We start from the raw sequence: 19,871 nt of genomic DNA on the forward strand, positions 1-19,871 counted from the left end.
AGCACGGTGGGTTTTGGCAATAACGGGCTTGCGAAAGCCAACTTGCACGGGGCGAATGATCAAAAAGTGCTCGCTGGCGGTGATAGGGAAAGTGTCGGCGCCGGCTTCACGGATTCAGGTATTGAGTTACCAAGCATTGATGGGCCAATGTTGCTACAGCTTGCTAATCCTAATAATCCTATGTACCGCTTGCTAATTGTGACTGGTCCAACAGAGAAAGACGTTAAAACCGCTGCAACTTATTTAGCCAGTTATCAAGAGCGATTGAGTGGCGATAGTGAAATAGTTAACTCACCTCAATTAACACCTAGGGAGCCCTATGATGCTCCTAATTGGCAGGCACTTAACGAGCCAATATTTCTAAATAGCATGATAAGTGGGGATGAAATGGTAAGTGAAGGAATACGCCCACCTCCACAAAATTACAGTTTCAGGCTGCCCCCGAATTTGCACTTATGGCCAGGTGATGACGTCACTTTAGAAATTGGATATGAATTCCCACGTGGAGAGTGGTTGAATGAGAGTAATTCAAGGCTTGAAGTTGGTTTAAATGGCTCTTATCTTGGCTCTTTGCCTGTTGAAAAGCGTTCTTTAGCGTGGGAAGCATGGCGACTCCTTGGCAATGATATTCGTCAAGAGAGAGCGACTCTACGCATTCCTCAAGAACAGCTATATGGAAATAATCAGCTCAATTTTTACTTCAACATGGCGGTAAATTTGCCAGAAGATGGTTGTGAGTTAGGCCTTCCTGATCGTGTTGAAACGCGTCTTTATCCAAATTCTTATCTCGATATGAGTGATGCACAACATTTTGCGGCGCTACCGGAGCTCTCATATTGGCTGAGCGCTGGTTTTCCTTTTACTCAATGGGCCGATTTATCTCAAACTACTTTGATGCTGGCAAATGAACCTGACGCGGTTGAAATTAGTACGGCACTTAGCTTGATTGGGCGTATGGGGGTATCAACAGGTTATCCCAGTGTAGCGTTAGATGTACGTAAGGGCTTAACGCTTGTTGATAGCTTAGACCAGAGAGATATTCTGGTCGTTGCTCGAGCAGATCAGCTAGAAAATAGTGAGATTAACAATCGTATTGATCCCTTCAGTATTCATCAAGGTGTTTTGCAAGTAACGCCATTGAGTTTGTTAAACCGGATAAATTTATGGGCGCAAGCGCAATGGGGACGGCAAGTTGAACACGCACGTAATCGGCTTGGGAGTCAAGCGCCAGAGCAAGTGCTAATGGGAGTGCGCTCACCACTCAACCCAATGCGCAGTATCGTTATTGCGACAGCTTTTCATGATGAAGGAATGCAAGCGTTACCGGAGCTAATTGACCAACCTCAAATTAGTCGTCAAGCAGTAGGCGATTTAGTAATGATATCGCCTCGGCAGGAAGTAAGTGCTTATCAAGTTGGTCCACGCACCGCCCGTGGTGAAATGGTTTGGCACCGCCTAATCCGCTGGTATACAGGTCAATATATTATTCCCATGCTATTAGCGATGGGCCTCGTACTACTTCTGTTAGCTGGACTTCTCTATAGCACTCTAAAGCGTCGAGCGCTGCGTCGAGCAAATATGGATAACAACACGCATGCTGGCGGGGAATAAATATGCATACGCACGTACTTACTTCCGTGAAATTCAAAAAGCGTCTTCTAATAAGTGCATTAGCCTGCTGCATACCTGTTTCAACTGCATGGGGGCAAGAGAGTTCGCAAACTGCTCTAGATGCTCTATTGCGTCAGGCTGATTTCTGGCAAGAGAACCAGCGTCCAGATTTAGCTCGGCAAGCATTAGAACGGTATCTTTCCGGTAGACCAGATGATCCTGAAGTGATTTTTAGGCTAGCACGTCAATCATTGTTAGATGAGGAACTTGATCAAGCTGAAAAATGGATTACTCGACTTGAGGAAGTCTCACCTAATAGTCCCCGGTTGATTGAGTTGGATCAGCTTAAGCAGGGCAATGAATTAGATACTGCTCAGCTTAACCGTGCTCGTCAATTGGCTCGAGCTAACCGCTATGAAGAGTCGGCATCAGCCTATCGTGAACTATTTGGTAGTGACACGCCTCCAAGCGGCTTAGCGGTTGAGTATTATCAAACACTTGCTGGGGGTAGCGATGCGCAATGGCGTGAAGCTCGTGACGGACTGCGCCAATTTATCAATGACTACCCTGAAGATAATTCTCTCAACCTAGCGTTAGGAGAAATTTTGACCTATCGCGAGGGTACGCGGCGAGAAGGTATTGATCGACTTGCTCAGTTAGCGTTAGAGGGCGGGTCAGACGCTGAAGCCGCACGAAGAGCTTGGCGACAAGGATTGCTTTGGCTAGAAGCGACTCCTGCTGATCAAGTCCTATATCAAACATATGCCCAAGCCAATCCGGACGATAGCGAAATCATACAGCGTTTCGAGGAGTCAAGCGCTCAGAACACCCGGGCTCAAGCTTTTACGGCTCTTCAGTCTGGTGAGTTAGGCAATGCTGAACAGTCGTTTCGTCAAGCGCTTAGCGAGAACCCTCAAGATGCTGAAGCTAAAGGTGGCTTAGGTCTAATACTGCTAAGAAGACAGCAGTTTGTTGAAGCGAGAGATTTACTTGGAGAGGCGATGGACGAAGCGCCTGATCAGCGAGAGCAGTGGGCGCCTGCGTACCAAAGTGCAGCGTTCTATGCTCGCTTGGGTGATGCTCGGCGGTTGGCTGAGGCAAATAATCTTGAGCAAGCGCTTGGGCAAGTACGACCACTTACCCAGCAGAGTGGTGAAGCTGGACGCGCCGCGCGGTTATTGGAAGCAGATATTCTTAGGCGACAGCAGCGCCTTGATGCTGCTGAACAGGCATACCGGGTACTGTTGCAGGCACGCTCTGGCGATATAGAAGCACGTGTAGGCTTAGCGCAAGTACTTTCTGATAAAGGTGACTGGGCTGCTGCCCAATCAATTGCGAATAGCTTGCCGGAAAGCGCGCGCAGTCAAATGGGAGGGCTAACCACAGCTCAAGTCGAATCTCTACGCAGCCAGGCACGTCAGCAAGATAGTTTTGGGGCTGAGGCGGCACTTCGGGAGGCACTGGATTTATCGCCCAATGATCCATGGGCGCGACTTGACTTAGCCAGAGTCTTGTCCGATCAATCACGCTCTGGTGAAGCGCAGGCATTAATGGAGTCTTTTAAAAGGGCAAGTGCTACACCTGACCAGCGGTATGCAGCAGCATTATTCGCTTCAGAGCAGGGGCAATGGTCAGAAACTCAGCGATTGTTGTCTAGTATTCCAACTGATTCGCTAAGTGATGAAATGCAATCACTTCGGCAACAGGCAGAAATTCAGCAGCCTCTGACTCAAGCGCTCACACAGCTCAGGCAGGGTAATCAGGCTAATGCCATTGGTTTGCTTCGACAGCTATATTTAGATTTTGGGGAATCCAATCTTACAACTGGGCAGGTCAGTCAAATCGCGGGTGCTTTGTCACAAGCGGGTGCTCAGAGCGAAGCTTTGCGCTGGGTAGAGCGTGACTTGGCCCGTGGGATTGAGGAGCAAACGCCCAACGATTATATCAATCATGTGCTGATAATGGCTCAAGCAGGCCGACCCGAAGCTGCCCGTCAGTTGCTTTTGCGTTTAGCTGCTAATCCTCAATGGCAAGAGAATCAAGACGTATTGGCGGTGGAGCGTGGGTTGGCGATTATAGAAGCTGACCAACTTCGTCAAAATGGTCGTTTAGCTAGCGCTTATGACCGGCTTGCAGAGTCCATGCAGGGATCACCTGATGATGAGGATTTGCTGTTGGCTATGGGGCGTTTATATACAGATGGTGGGCGACAAGCCCAAGCTGAACAGATATATACCTATTTACTGACTGTTCATCCCGATAGTGAACAAGCTTTGCAAGGGGCCGTACAAACAGCACTTTCGAATAATCGGTCACGTCAGGCTAACCAATTGCTTAATCGCTATGCGCCTCAAGAGCCCACAGCTGAAACGTTACTGTTGAGCGCTCAAGTTGCACGTGCCAATGGTCAGAGTCTTGAGGCGCTCACTTTATTGAGCGAAGCGCGGCAACACTTAAGTGGGCAAGAAGGTGAAGTGCCTCTCCTTACTCAAGGACAGAACCCATTTACCGATCAAAATCGGGGCCCTTCAAATCGTTCTCAACGGCCTAGCTGGCTACCGGGAACTACCCGTGAGGTAAATGATGATCAATTAACAGATGAAATGGCGCCACCGGAGCAGACCATTAGTCAGCGAATTGATGAGCTCTCTAGAGAAATTAGGCGAGAGCGGGCACCGAGAGTTGCTACTGAGTTCGCCTTCAATCTTCGCGATGGAGAAACTGGGCTAAGCCAACAAGATCGCATTGAAGCACCATTGCGTTTTTCAGCGATACCATTTGGCGAGGGACGCTTTGAGGTGGCTGTAACGCCCACCCAGGTCACATCTGGAACGCCCGAGGGAGACGGTTTACGCCGCTATGGCCGAAGTGGATTAGCAGTCAGCGCTGGTGCACTCAATCAGTCATTGGGTGGGGTATCCTCTATTTTGGATGAGATTGAATCGACAGTATCCAATTTTTTTGCTGCCCAGAGTCGGCTTGATGCCGCAGCAAACGAACAAGAGGTGGTGAGACTATCTGCTGAGTTAGAGGAGGCAAGACGCTTTTATGAGGCAGCGCTTGAGCGTAACCCATTATTTGAAGCGGGCTTAACAGTTGCCAACCTATCGGATCAACAGCGAGCATTGTTTAACAATTATCTCGAAGAGAATAGTGTTAATTTTAATGAGTTAGGTTTGGATGGGGAGTCATTGAGCGCATTTTCAGCAAGTCGCCAGCAAATTGAAACCGCTCTTGAGGGCATACAAGGCCGCTTGCAAGCAGAGGCGCAATCTGCTAGGCCCTCTAGTTTAAGAGATGGTGGGGCAGGGCTTGAACTTGGCTATGAGCTTCAAAATCTAAACCTTGACATTGGTAGTACTCCCTTGGGGTTTGAAGAATCTAATTTGGTTGGGGGAATCAATTGGCGTCCCGAAATTGCCGAAAACACATCGCTTAACTTTACCGTTGAACGACGAGCTGTGAAAGATAGTGTGCTGTCTTACGCAGGCGCCTACGATGCTTATTCGGGTGATACCTGGGGCGGTGTAGTAAGCACAGGGGGAAGCGCTGGTATCAATTATGATACTGAAATGGGCGGGCTGTATGCGGATATAGGGACATATCGCTATACCGGTAATAATGTCGCCGATAACCAATCGTATGATCTATCTCTGGGTGGCTACGCACGTCCGATCAACAATGAGCGTCGTCAATTGCAAACAGGGGTGCATGTATCAGTCATGGCGTTTGATGATGATCTGAGTCACTTCACCTATGGACATGGAGGATATTTTAGTCCTCAGGATTATGTGAGCGTTGCCTTTCCTATCAATTACCAAGAGAACGTAACAGATCAGTTAACACTGGGCGGTTATATCGCTCCAGGTTTCCAAAGCTACAGTACCGATGACAGCGATTACTTCCCGACTGATCCAGAGGCACAAGCGTTGCTCGACGTCTTCACAGCTTTAGGGGCAACCCCGGCATCTAGATATGGTGGAGAGAGTGAGAGTGGGGTAGGTCTCTCCTTCGGTGGGACCATGGAGTATCAAATGACCTCAGATCTTTCTCTTGGCGGGCGAGTGGATTTTAATAGCTTCGGTGATTACAACGACACTTCCGCTAGTATGTTTATGAATTATACCTTTGGAGATAGCGGTGAACGAGTCAGATAATCACACTCAGCATGTAGAGTATTATGCGAAGCAACACTGTAGTAAGCAGTGGCGACTTTTTTTGGAGCTGGTATTCGATGAGCTCTCTAATAGTGCAGATGATGAGGGAGCATCAGGTTTTTGGCGACATATTGGAAGTCGAATAGCAGCAGAGATGCCTATAGGTGAGTGCGCTACGCTAGAAAGACTTGAACACTCCATCAACGAAACTTTAGTCCTCCTGGACTGGGGATGGACAGCCATTGTGGCAGAAAATCAAACGATGCGTATTTCCCATAGCGCTTGTCCAGTCCCTGGATCATCCCAAGAGCGTTTGGACATTAGCTTACTAGCGATGTCGGCGTTGTTAGAGGGGGTTTATAAGGGATGGCTGCAACAGCAGGGAGGTGAATCAGACGTTCCGATCAGGTGTGTTAAGCGTAACCTGGAGCAGCGTGAATGCACTTTTCTCTATGGACGTTAGCCGCTTTTCATCTTGAAACTGCATATTTAAGGGACTGACCTAAATGCTGAATCGTTTTATGTTAAGTGCTGGACTTCTTGTTTGTATGATAATGAGCGCAAGTATAGCCCAGGCAGACCCTGCTTGGAGGGAGTACCGAGAGCGATTCATAAGTACGGACGGGCGTGTGATTGATACCGGGAACAATCATATTAGTCATTCGGAAGGCCAGGGTTGGGGCATGATGCTAGCTCAGCACTACAATGATCGAGAAACATTTAATGAGATTTGGGGGTGGACCCGTCGTCACCTTAGTCGACCAGATGTTTCTCTGTTCTCGTGGAGATATGATCCACGTGAAAATCCAGCTGTGATTGATCTTAACAACGCGACGGATGGCGATTTATTTATTGCTTGGGCACTGTATTTAGCTTCAGAGCGTTGGAATGATACCAATTATGCAAGTGCATCGAAAAGTATCCGTAGCGCTATACTAGACAATCTTATTGATGAAATTGCTGGATTTCAGGTGCTACTACCAGGGATTGAAGGCTTTCAGCGTGAATTAGAAGCAGATATCAATCTATCTTATTGGTTCATACCCGCACTGCGTGACTTTGCTGAGATAGAGCCGGATAAGCCATGGATTGATTTAATCAACGATGGCGTTGAATTATTGGATCAGGCTCGTTTTGGCGCTTATCTATTACCCACAGATTGGGTTCAGATTAATCAGGAGGGTGAGCTAACACCGGCAGCTAATTGGGAACCAAGATTCAGCTTTGATGCTGTACGTATACCGCTTTATTTTGTTTGGGGTGGACGCGACGAAGCTGGTGGTGTTGGAAGTATTACTGCTTTTTGGAATGATCCCGCTCATCAACCAGCTCCTGCTTGGGTTAATGTTATCAGTGAAGAGCGAGCTGAATACCCGATTTCTCGGGGAGTGGAGGCAATTAGAGCTTACGCGAGCGGTGAAACGCTACCTTCTTCGACTCCTCAATCCCAAGATGATTATTTTTCTGCCACCTTGCTGCTGTTAACGCATATGGCAGAGGATATGCGTTAACGTTGATGTATTTGCAAACCGTTTATCATTCATATAGGCATATAGGGAAGATAAACGGTTGTTTTGTTTAATGGGCATTTGCCTGATAAGTCGACTCTAGAAGCGGGGCTAGTTTAGGCCAGACATTTTCCAAAATAATAGGCTGCGCCTCAGCGGTAGGGTGAATGCCGTCACTTTGCATGAGTGCATCGTTTAGGGCGATATCTTCCAGTAAGAAAGGCACTAGAGAAATGTCGTACTCTTTTGCCAACGAGTGGAAAACTCCGGTAAAAGCATCCCGATACGCTTGGCCATAGTTGGGCGGTATATCGATTCCCAGTAGAAGAACTTTTGCGCCTGCCTCTTGGCTTTGCTCGATCATACTAGCTAAGTTCGCCTGCATTTGATTGGGGGCTAAACCGCGCAAACCGTCATTGCCGCCTAATTCCAGTAGAACAATATCCGGCTGCTGCTGTCCGAGAATATCAGAGAATCGTTGTAGACCTCCGGATGTGGTTTCACCGCTAATGCTGGCGTTAATGACGTTCACTTCGCCTTCTAAACGCTCTGCCAGCAGGCTCACCCAACCCTCCTCACGCTCAATACCGTAGGCGGCGCTTAAACTATCGCCCATCACTAATAGGCTGGGTGACTGTTCGGTATTGGTAGGCGCTGCGTTGATAGGCACCGAGGCAAAGGTGACTATCAGCAACACCAGCCATCCGGTTACCATGCGGTTCAGTCCATGCCATGCCACAGGGATGCCACGCTTCATGTCTTACTCCTTAAATCAAAACCCTTCAGATCAAAGCCCTTCAAACTCAGGCTCTTCAAATCAAAGCTCCTCAGATAAAACTGCAGATACTGCTACGGATATATCAATGTCGAGCGAGTCACCCCGCAGTGAACGCCAGCCTGATAACGACAACCAAGTGTTAAGCGATGTTCCACAAGGCGCCGTTAGGCATCCTGTTCTGCATGCCGACAAGCTGTCTAAAAAAGTGACGAGCGGTGAACGCTCACTAACTATCTTACACGACCTATCGCTAAGCGTGGCGGCAGGTGAAAGTGTGGCGATTCTAGGCAAGAGCGGTGCGGGAAAATCAACCCTACTAGGGCTACTGGCTGGCCTTGATACCCCAAGCGACGGTGAGCTAACCCTCTTCGGCCATGCGCTGAGCCGCTTGGATGAAGATGGGCGAGCTGCGCTACGCGCTGGGCGAGTGGGCTTTGTGTTCCAGAACTTCCAACTGCTGCCCACCTTGAGCGCGCTTGAGAACGTCATGTTACCCCTCGAACTCTCACCGCGTGCAGGGGAGACACAAACCGCCGCCCAGTGGTTGGAGCGTGTTGGGCTTGGCGAGCGAGTGAATCACTTACCCAAACAACTTTCCGGTGGCGAGCAGCAGCGCGTTGCCGTCGCCCGTGCCTTTGTTACCGACCCCGAGCTAGTATTTGCCGATGAGCCCACCGGTAATTTGGACCCTGACACCGGTGCGCAAATCATTGATCTACTTTTCACCTTAAACCGTGAGGCAGGCACCACGCTGATTTTAGTGACTCACGACCATGCCCTGGCGCGTCGCTGTGACCGCTGCCTGCGATTAGACCATGGGAAATTAGAAGCGTTTGACCCCACCGCGGCTGCGGTTGACGAGGGCATGCAATGAGTGATGTGAACTGGCGTTTGGCCATGCGCAGCCTCAAGCGAGACCTGCGAGCTGCGGATGTACGTGCGCTGTTTATCGCCCTGGTATTGGCGGTCGCAGCTTCTACCATGATTGCGTTTTTCCTTGATCGCCTAGAGCGCGGCTTAGAGCGCCAGGCGGGCCAGATGCTGGGTGGCGATCTGGTGCTAGAGCAGCGTGATCCGTTTTCAGAGGAGCTGCGAGAACGCCTTGAAAATGCAGGTTTCGTACTGAGTGACCAAGTCGATCTGGTATCAATGATCAGCCGCGATGGACGTTTTCAACCGGCTAGCTTAAAAGCCGTGGATGAGGTCTACCCTCATTACGGCGCCTCTTCCGTCGATTTTGGCAATGGCACCGAACAAATAGCGTCTGGTCCAGCCCCTGGTGAAGCATGGGCTGACCCACGCTTGATAGAGCTGGTTGAGATAGAACTGGGTGACCGGGTCCAAGTGGGCCAGACCGAACTTGAGATAACAGGGATCATTGAGCGCGAAGCGGATCAGTCCGGCGGCTTCAGTAATTTTAATCCACGCTTGATGATCAATACCGCCGATGTCGAAGCCACCGGCCTTGTTCAAGAAGGCTCGCGGATTGAGTTTGAACTTCTAGCCGCTGGCCCGCCAGAAGCGCTTGATCAAGTGCAAGGCCTGCTTGCTGAGCTACGCCGTGATGGGGTAGAAGTGCGCGATGTTCGCGTTGACCGCCCTCAGCTTGGCAATGCTTTGCAGCGTGCAGAAAGCTACCTGGGGCTGGCCGGTTTAGCAGCAGTGTTGCTCGCAGGGGTGGCGGTGGCGATGTCGACTCGTCGTTATGTGGAGCGCCACTTGGACACCGCCGCACTGTTGCGTTGCTTTGGCGCCAGTCAGCGGCAGTTGGTGACGATTTTTTCTCTTCAGCTAATGGGCTTAGCGCTGGTAGCCGCCGCAATAGGGGCGCTGCTTGGGTTGATTGGCCAAGCGGTTCTTATCTGGCTATTGGTGAGTTTCTTACCCATGACGCTACCGCCGCCTGGTCTTATGCCGTTGGGGTTAGGCGTATTTACGGCCCTTGCCGTGCTGGTGGGGTTTGCTGGGCCGACACTGCTGCGTATCAAACGGGTGAGCGCATTAAAAGTTCTGCGTCGTGAATTAGACCCGCTGCCGCCTTCGGCTTGGCTGGTGGTGGGTGTGGCAAGTCTCGTGTTTGGTGGGCTGCTGTGGCTCTATTCGGGAAGCCTGCCACTGGCGATTGCGCTGTTGATTGGCGGGGCGGCTCTACTCGGCGTGCTGTGGATGATTAGTGCGCTACTGCTAAGCGGTTTGTTGCGCGTTGTACAGCGATTTTCCGGGCGTAGTGAGTGGTCACAAGCGCTCCGCTTGGGCGGACGTCAGCTAGCACGACGTCGCCAAGCGGGCCTAGGCCAGTTGCTGGCCTTTTCGGTGACCTTCTTTGCCATGGCGATGATTGTGTTGGTTCGGGGTGATCTGCTCAGCACTTGGCAGGACCAGCTGCCTGCCAATACCCCCAACTACTTTGCCATTAATATTCAGCCTTCCGAGCGCGATCCTTTCGAGGCGGCAGTCTCTCCAAGGGTGGAAACCCAAAGCACCCTCTATCCGATGGTGCGTGGGCGAGTGATTGCCATTAATGGTCAGTCGCCTAGAGATGCCGTGCCGCCTGACGCCCGTGGTGATAACTCGCTGCGCCGGGAGCTCAATCTGACGTGGCAATCTGAAGTGCCCGAAGGCAATGCTGTGGTGGCCGGTGAATGGTTCTCGCCAGCCCAGTTGGGTGTCGACGCTACCAGTGAGGAGGGTAATGAAGAGGGCAGTGAAGGCCAAGGCTGGATGAGCGCCGTTGAGGCAACGCAGCAAGCGGCGCCAGTGCCCATCTCCATGGAGGATGGGCTTGCTGAAAGGCTTGGCTTAAGCATCGGTGACGAGATGACCTTCTCGGTGGGTAGCGATGAAATCACCACCCAAATTACCAGCCTGCGAAGCCTGAATTGGGATAGTTTTCAGCCTAACTTCTTCGTCATTTTTCCGCCAGGAGTGCTGGAACAGTTTGGCCATAGCTACATTACCGCCTTTCATCTGCCTGAAGCGGAGCAGGGGTTGATCCGGGAACTGATTACCGAATTCCCGGGGGTTTCCTTACTGAATGTTGATGCCATTTTGGGCCAGGTGCGGGATGTACTCGGCCAGGTTACGCGGGCGGTGGAGTTAGTGCTTGCATTGGTCCTGTTGGCAGGGGTAAGCGTACTGTATGCCGCACTGACCGCAAGCTTACCGGTGCGTGCCCATGAAAGCGGCCTATTACGCGTATTTGGTGCAGGCAGTAAAATGATTTCAAGGGTGCAGGGCGCTGAATACGCGTTGTTGGGCTTGGCCAGTGGGTTGATGGGCGCGGTGCTGGCCGAACTAACCACGGCTGCGCTGTACATCTTTTTGTTGGATCTAACCCCGCGCTTTCATCTGGGACTATGGATTTTCCTCCCCATTGGCGGTGCTGTGCTGATTGGCGTGATAGGTCATGCACTCTCGCGGGGATTACGTCGCCAAGCGCCAGCGGCCAGCCTGGGGCTACTCGGTGAGGCTTGAGCCTATTTTGCGAGCCAGAAACCGACCACCAGGGCGCTGATGACAGCAACAAAAAAGACCAGATTACGAGCGCGGGTATCGCGGTGTGGTTTCATAATGGCACCAAATGAGGGTGGAGGTAAAAGAGGCGGAAGCATTACGCCGGGCATGGTAACGTTTGTCGCTTACGTCGTCATCTTGCTTGCCTTATGACGTTGCCGTTTGTTCAGGATGGTTGATTATGCCCCACACCGAATCTACGGCTGCACGCAGCGTTGCGTCGCAGCCGCTTTCTTTTGCCCAGGGTCGCCTGGCCGCTCTTAGTTGGGGGCGCGCTGATGCCCCGGTTTGGCTGGCTCTGCACGGCTGGCTGGATAATGCGGCCAGCTTTTCACGCTTAGCTCCCCTGCTGGTGGAAAAGCTCGGTATTCGCATAGTAGCGCTGGATTTTCGTGGTCATGGCCAGTCGGCGCACTTACCACAAGGCAGTGACTATGCGCTATGGGGCTACTGCCACGATGTGTTGGATGCCATGGAAGACCTCGGCCTTAACCAAGTTAGCGTGTTGGCCCACTCCATGGGCGCCGCAGTGGCCTGCCTGCTTGCTGCTGCGATGCCGGAGCGCGTTGAGCGGCTAACGTTGATTGACGGGCTGGGGGCGCTCAATACGCCCATTGAAGAGACCGCCAGCCAACTGCGCAAAGGACTGATAGCCCACCGTCGGTCACTTTCCCGCGCGCCGCGCTACCTGGATATCGAGAGTGCCATCGCTGCACGTGTTGCCGGAGGTGTCACGCCGGTGGATACCATTACGGCCACACCGCTAGTGGAGCGCAACACCCAGCCCACCGCCGATGGCCATGTGCAAATGCGCACCGACAGTCGCTTGCTGAAGCCTTCATTGGTGCGCTTCACACCCGAACAGGTGTTGTCATTGCTGGCGGAAATTAGCGCTCCAGTGCTATTGGTTGAAGGGGAGCAGGGGATTCTGTGTGAACGTGACTGGGCGGTTCAGGCGCGGCAAGCAGTCAAGGAATTGACCCGTCACGTGCTTAATGGTGGCCATCATTTGCATCTGGAGCCCCGCGCCGTAGCGCAAGTCTCTGCAATAATCAGCGCTCATTGGGTTATGAGCGACAGGGTTACGAGCGACAGGGTTAAGAGCGATAAGGCCTAGCGATGGATGGCAGTATGAACGAATTGGTGCATGTCAGTAGTGGGAACAAGGTCGCTCTGGTGTTGGGCAGCGGCGGTGCGCGCGGCTATGCGCATATTGGGGTAATTGAAGCACTTGAGGCGCGGGGCTTTGACATCATCGCCGTATCAGGATGCTCGATGGGCGCGCTGATCGGTGGTATTTACGCGGCAGGCAAGCTGCCTGAATACCGCGATTGGGTGTGCAACCTTGACTACCTGGACGTACTTAAATTGGTCGACGTGACCTGGAGCCCCATGGGTGCGATGCGTGCCAGCAAGATCATGAGCAAGCTGGAAGCGCTGGTGGGCGATATATTAATTGAAAACCTCGCGATTCCAGTGACAACGGTGGCAACGGATCTGGTTCGCCAGCGGGAAGTGTGGTTTCAAAATGGCCCCTTATTACAGGCGATTCGCGCCTCAATTGCCGTGCCGGGAGTAATAACGCCAGTGCATTTGGGTGATCAGGTGTTGGTGGATGGCGGGTTGCTTAACCCGCTGCCGATCATGCCTGTGGTGGCGGCTCATCAAGCGGACTTTGTGGTAGCCGTCAACGTGACCGCGCATAGCCCACTGCCAGTCACCTTAGAGGAATTGCTGCCTAAGGAAGAGGAAGCCGTCGATAGCCGTAGTAAAAAAGAGATTGATCGCGATCAAAACATGGGTAACTGGATGGGGGATGTGCGCGCCGCTACGCGAAAACTGTGGGCGGGGATGGGAGCGAATGGGGAGGGGGCAAGCGGAGAGGGCGAAGAGCTGGAGGAGACCACTGAAGCCCGTGGTAAGCGGGAGTGGAGCAAGCTCGATATGATTCTTGAGTCGTTTGATATTACTCAGGCGGCGCTGGCCAAGTACAAGGTGGCGGGCTACCCGCCCGACGTGCTGATCGAAATACCCAAAACAGTCTGCAGTACCTACGAATTCCACCGCGGCAAGGATTTGATTCGCCTGGGCAGGCATCTGGCCGATGAAGCGCTGGAGCGGCGCATGCCGAGTATCGCGTCCGACGCTACCGAGTAATGGCTACTGGCCCCGCTTGCGCAGCAATATATACACCGCACCGGTGCCACCATCGATATCGATAGCGGAGCAGAAAGCCAGTACGCCGGGCCACTCACGCAACCAGGCATTGGTATGGCTTTTAAGCACAGGGAAGTCGGAGGTGGTGCCCCACGCTTTGCCATGCACCACCAGTACGCAGCGTAAGCCTTGGCTGGCGGCGTCGCGCAAAAAACTCTCCAGTTCCGCACGCGCCTCTTCCAGCGTATAGCCGTGCATATCAAGTCCCGCTTGCCACGCCGTTTGGCCACGTTTTAGTTGGCTAAAAGTACGCCATGGTAAATCCGGTACACAAAACTCTAAATACTCAGAGGGGCGCACGGCCTCCACCCGGCCATCGGAGGTGCGCCCGCTGAACTGAGGCGTATTACTTTCAACAGCCGCATGGCGTCTAGCCTCATGGGCCTTGCCGTCAATTTTAGGTTTGCCTGGATCGGCCTTGTTAGTCGCGATACGGCGCACGCCTGCCGCCTTTAACGCATCGCGAAAGGCATTGATATCGTCATCGTCGGGCAGGTGGCGGCGTTGCGTCATGGTAGGCTCGGGTGGCAAAAAGTGGCAAATAAAGGTGAAACAGATGAAGACGCACAGTATAGCGGGCTGAGCGTTGCTGTGAACCGGACGGCGTGAAAGGTACAATCTTTTTATTCGTTGCATGAATAAAGCGTTATCGGCTGTATTCATCATTATCGTCAACCAGGAGCCGCTGTGACCACGCATCTAAACGTTGAGCATTCTCACTCAACCCTTTCTCTGTCGGAATCCTTGCTGGTGAGCCAGCTCTTTACCCTACGCGACTATCTGCGCTGGGTCTCCAGCGAGTTTTATCTGGCGGGCCTGCACTACGGTCATGGGACCGATTCTGCCTGGGATGAGGCGGTAGCGCTCTGCTTAGGCGCGCTGCACTTGCCGTGGAACATCGATCCCAGTGTGCTAGAGGCGCGGCTACTGCCCGTAGAACGGCAGCGGATTATTGCTCTGGCGCGGGAACGTGTTACCACCCGCCGTCCGCTTCCCTATTTATTGGGCGAGAGCTTTTTTGCCGGCCATCCGTTTAACGTCGATGAACGCGTGCTCATCCCTCGCTCGCCCATTGCCGAGCTGATTGAAGACGGCTTTGCCGCCTGGTTTCCTGAAGAGCCGCCTGCCAGTGTGCTGGATTTATGCACCGGTTCCGGCTGTATCGGCATTGCGACGGCACTTTATTTGCCGACCTGTGAAGTGGCGCTTGCCGATATCAGTCAGGATGCCTTAGCTGTCGCACGGCAAAATATTACCCGCCACGATGTGGGCGACCGGGTACGGGCGGTCGAGTCGGATGTCTTCAGTGGCTTAGAAGGTCGGCGCTTTGATTTGGTCGTCTCTAATCCGCCTTATGTCGATGCCCGTGACCTTGCCACCATGCCCGCCGAGTTTCGCCACGAGCCTTCGCTCGCCCTGGGAGCCGGTAGCGATGGGCTGGATATTGTGCGGCGTATTTTGCGCGAGGCGCGGGAACACTTAACCGATGAGGGCTGGCTGATTGTAGAAGTCGGCAACTCTGACCGCCATGTGGAAGCGGCATTTCCCGACGTGCCTTTCCTATGGCTTGAATTCGAGCGTGGCGGCCAGGGTGTTTTTGCTCTGAGCGCCGCTGAACTCGACGCCCATGCGGCGTCTTTCGTGTGAGGAATTAACGGCCATGTCTGGCAATACGTTTGGCAAACTATTCAGTGTGACTACCTTTGGTGAGAGCCACGGACCAGCGCTCGGCGCTATTGTGGATGGTTGTCCGCCTGGGCTGCAGTTAAGTGAAGCCGATTTGCAGCTCGACCTGGATCGCCGCAGGCCGGGCAGTTCGCGGCATACCACTCAGCGCAAAGAGCCTGATCAAGTGCGCATTCTGTCCGGTGTGTTTGAAGGCAAGACCACCGGTACCTCGATCGGCCTGCTGATTGAGAATACCGATCAGCGCTCTAACGACTACTCGAAAATCAAAGAGCAGTTTCGGCCAGCTCATGCGGATTACACCTACCACCATAAATATGGCCACCGCGACTATCGTGGGGGCGGGCGCTCCAGTGCCCGTGAAACGGCTATGCGCGTGGCAGCGGGGGCGATTGCCAAGAAGTATCTAGCCGCCCAGGGCGTCCAGATTCGTGGCTATATGAGCCAGTTAGGCCCTATCAAGATTGAGTTCAAACAGTGGGAATCGGTGGGTCAAAATGCGTTTTTCTGCCCCGACCCGGAGCGCGTCACTGAACTGGAAGCCTTTATGGACCAACTGCGCCGCGACCAGGATTCGGTAGGTGCCGAAATTACCGTGATTGCCGAAGGCGTACCGGTAGGGCTTGGCGAACCGGTGTTTGACCGCCTGGATGCTGATCTGGCGCATGCTTTGATGAGTATTAATGCGGTAAAAGGGATTGAGATTGGCGCAGGGTTTGGCTGTATCGCCCAGCGTGGCAGCGAGCATCGTGATGAGATGACGCCAGAGGGCTTTCTTTCCAACCACGCAGGCGGCGTGCTCGGTGGTATCTCTAGTGGGCAGCCGATTGTAGCGCGCTTAGCGCTGAAGCCCACTTCCAGCATCACTACGCCGGGCCGCTCTATCGATATTCATGGTCAGGCAGTCGAGGTGGTGACTAAAGGGCGCCACGACCCCTGCGTAGGGATTCGCGCAACGCCCATTGCTGAGGCAATGATGGCGATTACGCTGTTGGATCACTGGCTACGTCAGCGTGGTCAGAATGGCGATGTAAACGTTGATACACCGCGTTTAACTCAGCGATAACGCATCACGGTGAGGTTTGCAGTTCGCTGCTACACTCAAACAAAACAATTGCATGAGTAGTCGTCATGAAAAACAGTGCAGGAGCCGCCTATGAAGATTAACGTTGAGTTTGATCTTACCCCCGATGAATTTCGCCAATCATTGGGGCTGCCTGATGTCGAAGCTTTCCAGAAAAATCTGCTAGAGAATATTCAGCGGCAGATGGAGTCTGGGGTGGAAGGCTACGATCCTATGAGCCTAATGCGGCCTTTCCTGCAACAACCGATGATGCAGCAGGGGCTTTCTCAAGGGCTAGCTAATTTCGGCACCTACCAGCAAATGATGCTCGATATGTTGCGGCAAGCGGGCAGCGCCAGCGCTTCTTCAGCCCACAGCAATGATGATGAGAAGAGGGGGGGGACTAACTCTAAAAGCAATGCGGAAAGCGCTACTTCCAGCAAAGCAAAGTCAACGGCATCGTCACGTTCCCGTTCTGAAACAAGAAGCAGCGGCACATAGATTGAAGCAAGCAGTTAACGCGCATTAACTTAACAGGTGGTTCTCCACCTGTTGAGGTAGGGCAGAGTAATATGGCAAAGCGGTTCAGGCTTGCACGGTGATACTGAAATGACACCACTGTTGCAATGCAGCATGCCAAAGATTACTCTTTTTGCAGTGCAGCAGAGCTACATTACGGTGAGTCACTCCAAGGCTCATGCCAAGGAACGATACAGGAGCAGACACTATGCAAGACAATATGATGGACGCCTTTAACGCCCAAACTAAGCAGATGTTTGAGCCCATGCGAAAAATTAATTCGCTGATGCTCAACAATATGGAAAAAATGACCCAGTATCAGTTGGAAGCCATGAAGCGCTACAGTCAGATGGGTACTGAGCGCATTCGTAGCGCCACTGAAATTCAAGACGCAGAAAGCCTGCGTGATTTCGGCACCAAGCAAGCCGAGATGATGAACGAACTTTCCCAGCAGATGCAGGAAGATGCGCGGGTGATGAGCGAAATGAGCCTGCAGTTTAAGTCTGAAATGGAAAAGATGTTCAGTGAAGCCGGGCAGCAAATGTCCGACCAAGCCAAGGCTACTGCGAAAGGGGAGCAGCCTGCGAAAGCCTCCAGTCACTCATCGCGCAAAAGCTGATTGACGACATCATCGCGGCGCCTTAGGGCGCCGCGATGCATTTAAAACGTTGCAACGATAAAACCTTGTCATATCGAAGTCTTATCGTATAAAAACTTTATCGTATTAAAAACTCAGCTATATAACAGCTTGGTCTTGGTCAAAGTGGTCGGTGCGCCTGGAGAGGGCGTAGGGAGAGTTAGTATGCAGTCAGCGTGGCACAATCCGTTCCAGGCATTATCATCAGGGCTTTCTCAAGGGCTAACCCAAGGTCTTTCTCAAGGGCTAGCCGATGAAATAGCCAAGGGCTTACCTGAAGGGTTATCTCAAGCAGAGCTTGAAGAGTGGAATAATCAGCTCAAAGAGATCGGTGAGCAGTACCAAGGATTGATGCAGGATCTGCTTTCCCGTATCGCACCAAGTGAAGCCGCCGACTCCATTTATAGCGATATGCGCGAAAGCTTTGAAGCGGGTGCGCAGTCGCTGATGCAGAATCCTACCCTGCTGTGGGAAACCCAGGCCCGGTTGGTGCAGGATCAGTGGATGTTGTGGCAGCAAGCCATGCGAGGGATGGCTGGCGAGCAGGTCACCCCGTTGATCACGCCGGCCAAAAATGACCGCCGTTTTAAAGACGAGGCGTGGACACAAGACCCGCACTATATGGCTATCATGCAGCAGTACCTACTGTTTTCGCAGATGGTGGAAGAGCTGGTTGAAAGCCTAAGCGGCTTAGACGAAACCAAAAAGCGTAACCTAATGTTTTACGCGCGCCAGTTGGTCAACGCGATGGCGCCGACAAATTTTATGAGCACCAACCCTGAAGTCATGCGCCTCACGCTTGAAACCCGTGGCCAGAACTTGGTGGATGGATTAGCCCGCCTGCGCGAAGACTTGGGGAATTCTGCCGAGGGTATCAATGTCCGCATGACGGATCGTGGCGCTTTTGGCGTGGGTGAAAATATTGCCGTAACGCCCGGGGCGGTGGTCTATGAAAACGAATTGATCCAGTTGATCCAGTACACCCCCACCACAGAAAAAACCTTTAAAACGCCGTTGCTAATGGTGCCGCCGTGGATCAATAAGTACTACATTCTTGACCTACGTGAAGATAACTCAATGGTTAAGTGGCTGGTGGATCAAGGCCATACAGTCTTTCTAATCTCCTGGCGTAACCCTGGGCCTGAACAGCGCGATATCACCTGGGCCGACTATATGCAGATGGGACCCATCAGCGCGATGGAAGCCATCGAACAGGCCTGTGGTGAGAAGTCGGTCAATCTACTCAGCTATTGTGTGGGAGGCACACTAGCCGCCTCTACAGTTGCCTACCTCACCAGCACGCGCCGTGGGCGCAAAGTAAAGTCGGTTACTTATATGGCGACGCTGCAGGATTTTCGTGACCCTGGCGATATCGGCGTATTTCTAAATGAGCGAGTGGTAGAAGGTATTGAGCAGACACTGAAGTTGAAAGGCTATCTTGATGGTCGTTCAATGGCTTATACCTTCAACTTGCTGCGTGAAAATGATCTGTTTTGGTCGTTTTACATCAATAATTATTTAAAGGGCGAAACGCCTGCCGCCTTTGACCTGCTTTACTGGAACACGGATGGCACCAATCTTCCTGCCGGGACGCACGCTTGGTACCTGCGCTATATGTACCTGGAGAACCGCCTGGTTGAGCCTGGCGGTATTGAATTGGATGGTGTGAAAATAGACCTGCGTAAAGTCTCTACGCCCAGCTATTTCGTATCCACCAAAGAGGACCACATCGCCAAGTGGAACAGTACCTATTATGGGGCGTTGTTACCTAAAGGGCCGGTCACCTTCATATTGGGCGGATCGGGCCATATCGCGGGTATTGTTAATCCACCCCATAAAAACAAGTACGGCTACTGGACGAACGATGCGCTGCCGGAAACGCATGAAGAGTGGCTAGCAAACGCAGCGGCTCATGAAGGCTCCTGGTGGCCCCACTGGCAGTCTTGGATGACTGATAATGGCTATGCCGATAGCGAAAAGATGGTGCCTGCGCGCCAACCTGGCGATGGTGAACTCAAAGTGATTGAGCCTGCGCCAGGGCGCTATGTGAAGATGACGATTCCAGAGGTGCTAGGGGAAATTCCAACTAAATCTTAATGGATACCTAAAAGATTGTACGTGGGTATCGTAACGGGTCGCGAGTTAAAGGTACTTCCCAACAGAAAAGCCCGCCGACAAAATG

General features: G+C 52.4%; 15 protein-coding genes. 13 read left to right on the forward strand and 2 right to left on the reverse strand.

The annotated features are described in order from the left end of the window. From V8L71_RS17680 to V8L71_RS17690, 4 genes are all read left to right on the forward strand, one after another. A partial coding sequence (locus V8L71_RS17680; RefSeq protein ID WP_336274954.1) for a cellulose biosynthesis cyclic di-GMP-binding regulatory protein BcsB occupies positions 1 to 1,611 on the forward strand: 1,611 nt, incomplete at its 5' end. A gap of 713 nt (positions 1,612 to 2,324) precedes the next feature. Beyond that, positions 2,325 to 5,768: a cellulose biosynthesis protein BcsC gene (locus V8L71_RS17685; RefSeq protein ID WP_336274955.1), complete on the forward strand. Its 3,444-nt coding sequence runs from the start codon at positions 2,325 to 2,327 to the stop codon at positions 5,766 to 5,768. Continuing rightward, positions 5,752 to 6,231 (forward strand): cellulose biosynthesis protein BcsD, encoded by a 480-nt coding sequence (bcsD, locus tag V8L71_RS20780; RefSeq protein ID WP_431313192.1) that lies wholly within the window; start codon positions 5,752 to 5,754, stop codon positions 6,229 to 6,231. The genes V8L71_RS17685 and bcsD overlap by 17 nt, the downstream gene beginning before the upstream one ends. 43 nt (positions 6,232 to 6,274) lie before the next feature. Then, positions 6,275 to 7,279, forward strand: coding sequence for a family 8 glycosyl hydrolase (locus tag V8L71_RS17690; RefSeq protein ID WP_336274956.1), 1,005 nt, complete (start codon positions 6,275 to 6,277; stop codon positions 7,277 to 7,279). Positions 7,280 to 7,346: 67 nt separating this feature from the next. On the opposite strand, the gene V8L71_RS17695 is transcribed toward V8L71_RS17690, so the two are convergent. After that, entirely contained in the window at positions 7,347 to 8,033 is a 687-nt protein-coding gene (locus V8L71_RS17695; RefSeq protein ID WP_336274957.1) for an arylesterase, read from the reverse strand. A 106-nt stretch (positions 8,034 to 8,139) separates the two neighbouring features. On the opposite strand from V8L71_RS17695, the gene V8L71_RS17700 reads away from it, so the two are divergent. The 4 genes from V8L71_RS17700 (at position 8,140) to V8L71_RS17715 (ending at position 13,724) form a co-directional block, all read left to right on the forward strand. Next, a complete protein-coding gene (locus tag V8L71_RS17700; RefSeq protein ID WP_232774967.1) occupies positions 8,140 to 8,928 on the forward strand; it encodes an ABC transporter ATP-binding protein in 789 nt (262 codons plus the stop codon). Further along, positions 8,925 to 11,528 carry an ABC transporter permease gene (locus V8L71_RS17705; protein ID WP_336274958.1) on the forward strand — a complete coding sequence of 868 codons (2,604 nt, stop codon included), beginning with the start codon at positions 8,925 to 8,927 and terminating at the stop codon, positions 11,526 to 11,528. The genes V8L71_RS17700 and V8L71_RS17705 overlap by 4 nt, the downstream gene beginning before the upstream one ends. Positions 11,529 to 11,748: 220 nt before the next feature. Next, the gene (locus V8L71_RS17710; RefSeq protein WP_101147834.1) at positions 11,749 to 12,684 is read left to right on the forward strand and encodes an alpha/beta fold hydrolase; all 936 of its coding nucleotides are present in this window, start codon (positions 11,749 to 11,751) and stop codon (positions 12,682 to 12,684) included. A gap of 14 nt (positions 12,685 to 12,698) precedes the next feature. Continuing rightward, a complete protein-coding gene (locus tag V8L71_RS17715) occupies positions 12,699 to 13,724 on the forward strand; it encodes a patatin-like phospholipase family protein (protein ID WP_101147911.1) in 1,026 nt (341 codons plus the stop codon). Between the two features lie 3 nt (positions 13,725 to 13,727). On the opposite strand, the gene V8L71_RS17720 is transcribed toward V8L71_RS17715, so the two are convergent. After that, entirely contained in the window at positions 13,728 to 14,297 is a 570-nt protein-coding gene (locus V8L71_RS17720) for a Smr/MutS family protein (protein WP_336274959.1), read from the reverse strand. 174 nt (positions 14,298 to 14,471) lie between these two features. On the opposite strand from V8L71_RS17720, the gene prmB reads away from it, so the two are divergent. The 5 genes from prmB (at position 14,472) to phaC (ending at position 19,786) form a co-directional block, all read left to right on the forward strand. Further along, the gene (prmB, locus tag V8L71_RS17725; protein WP_336274960.1) at positions 14,472 to 15,431 is read left to right on the forward strand and encodes a 50S ribosomal protein L3 N(5)-glutamine methyltransferase; all 960 of its coding nucleotides are present in this window, start codon (positions 14,472 to 14,474) and stop codon (positions 15,429 to 15,431) included. 13 nt (positions 15,432 to 15,444) lie between these two features. Next, a complete protein-coding gene (aroC, locus tag V8L71_RS17730; protein WP_336274961.1) occupies positions 15,445 to 16,536 on the forward strand; it encodes a chorismate synthase in 1,092 nt (363 codons plus the stop codon). A 90-nt stretch (positions 16,537 to 16,626) separates the two neighbouring features. Continuing rightward, complete coding sequence (locus V8L71_RS17735) at positions 16,627 to 17,034, forward strand: hypothetical protein (protein ID WP_336274962.1); 408 nt, start codon at positions 16,627 to 16,629, stop codon at positions 17,032 to 17,034. Between the two features lie 226 nt (positions 17,035 to 17,260). After that, entirely contained in the window at positions 17,261 to 17,671 is a 411-nt protein-coding gene (locus V8L71_RS17740) for a phasin family protein (RefSeq protein WP_176304566.1), read from the forward strand. Positions 17,672 to 17,854: 183 nt separating this feature from the next. Further along, positions 17,855 to 19,786, forward strand: a complete 1,932-nt coding sequence (phaC, locus tag V8L71_RS17745; RefSeq protein WP_336274963.1) for a class I poly(R)-hydroxyalkanoic acid synthase — start codon at positions 17,855 to 17,857, stop codon at positions 19,784 to 19,786. Positions 19,787 to 19,871: the final 85 nt, after the last annotated feature.

This window comes from Vreelandella indica (assembly GCF_037070225.1).
GTDB classification, from domain to species: domain Bacteria; phylum Pseudomonadota; class Gammaproteobacteria; order Pseudomonadales; family Halomonadaceae; genus Vreelandella; species Vreelandella arctica.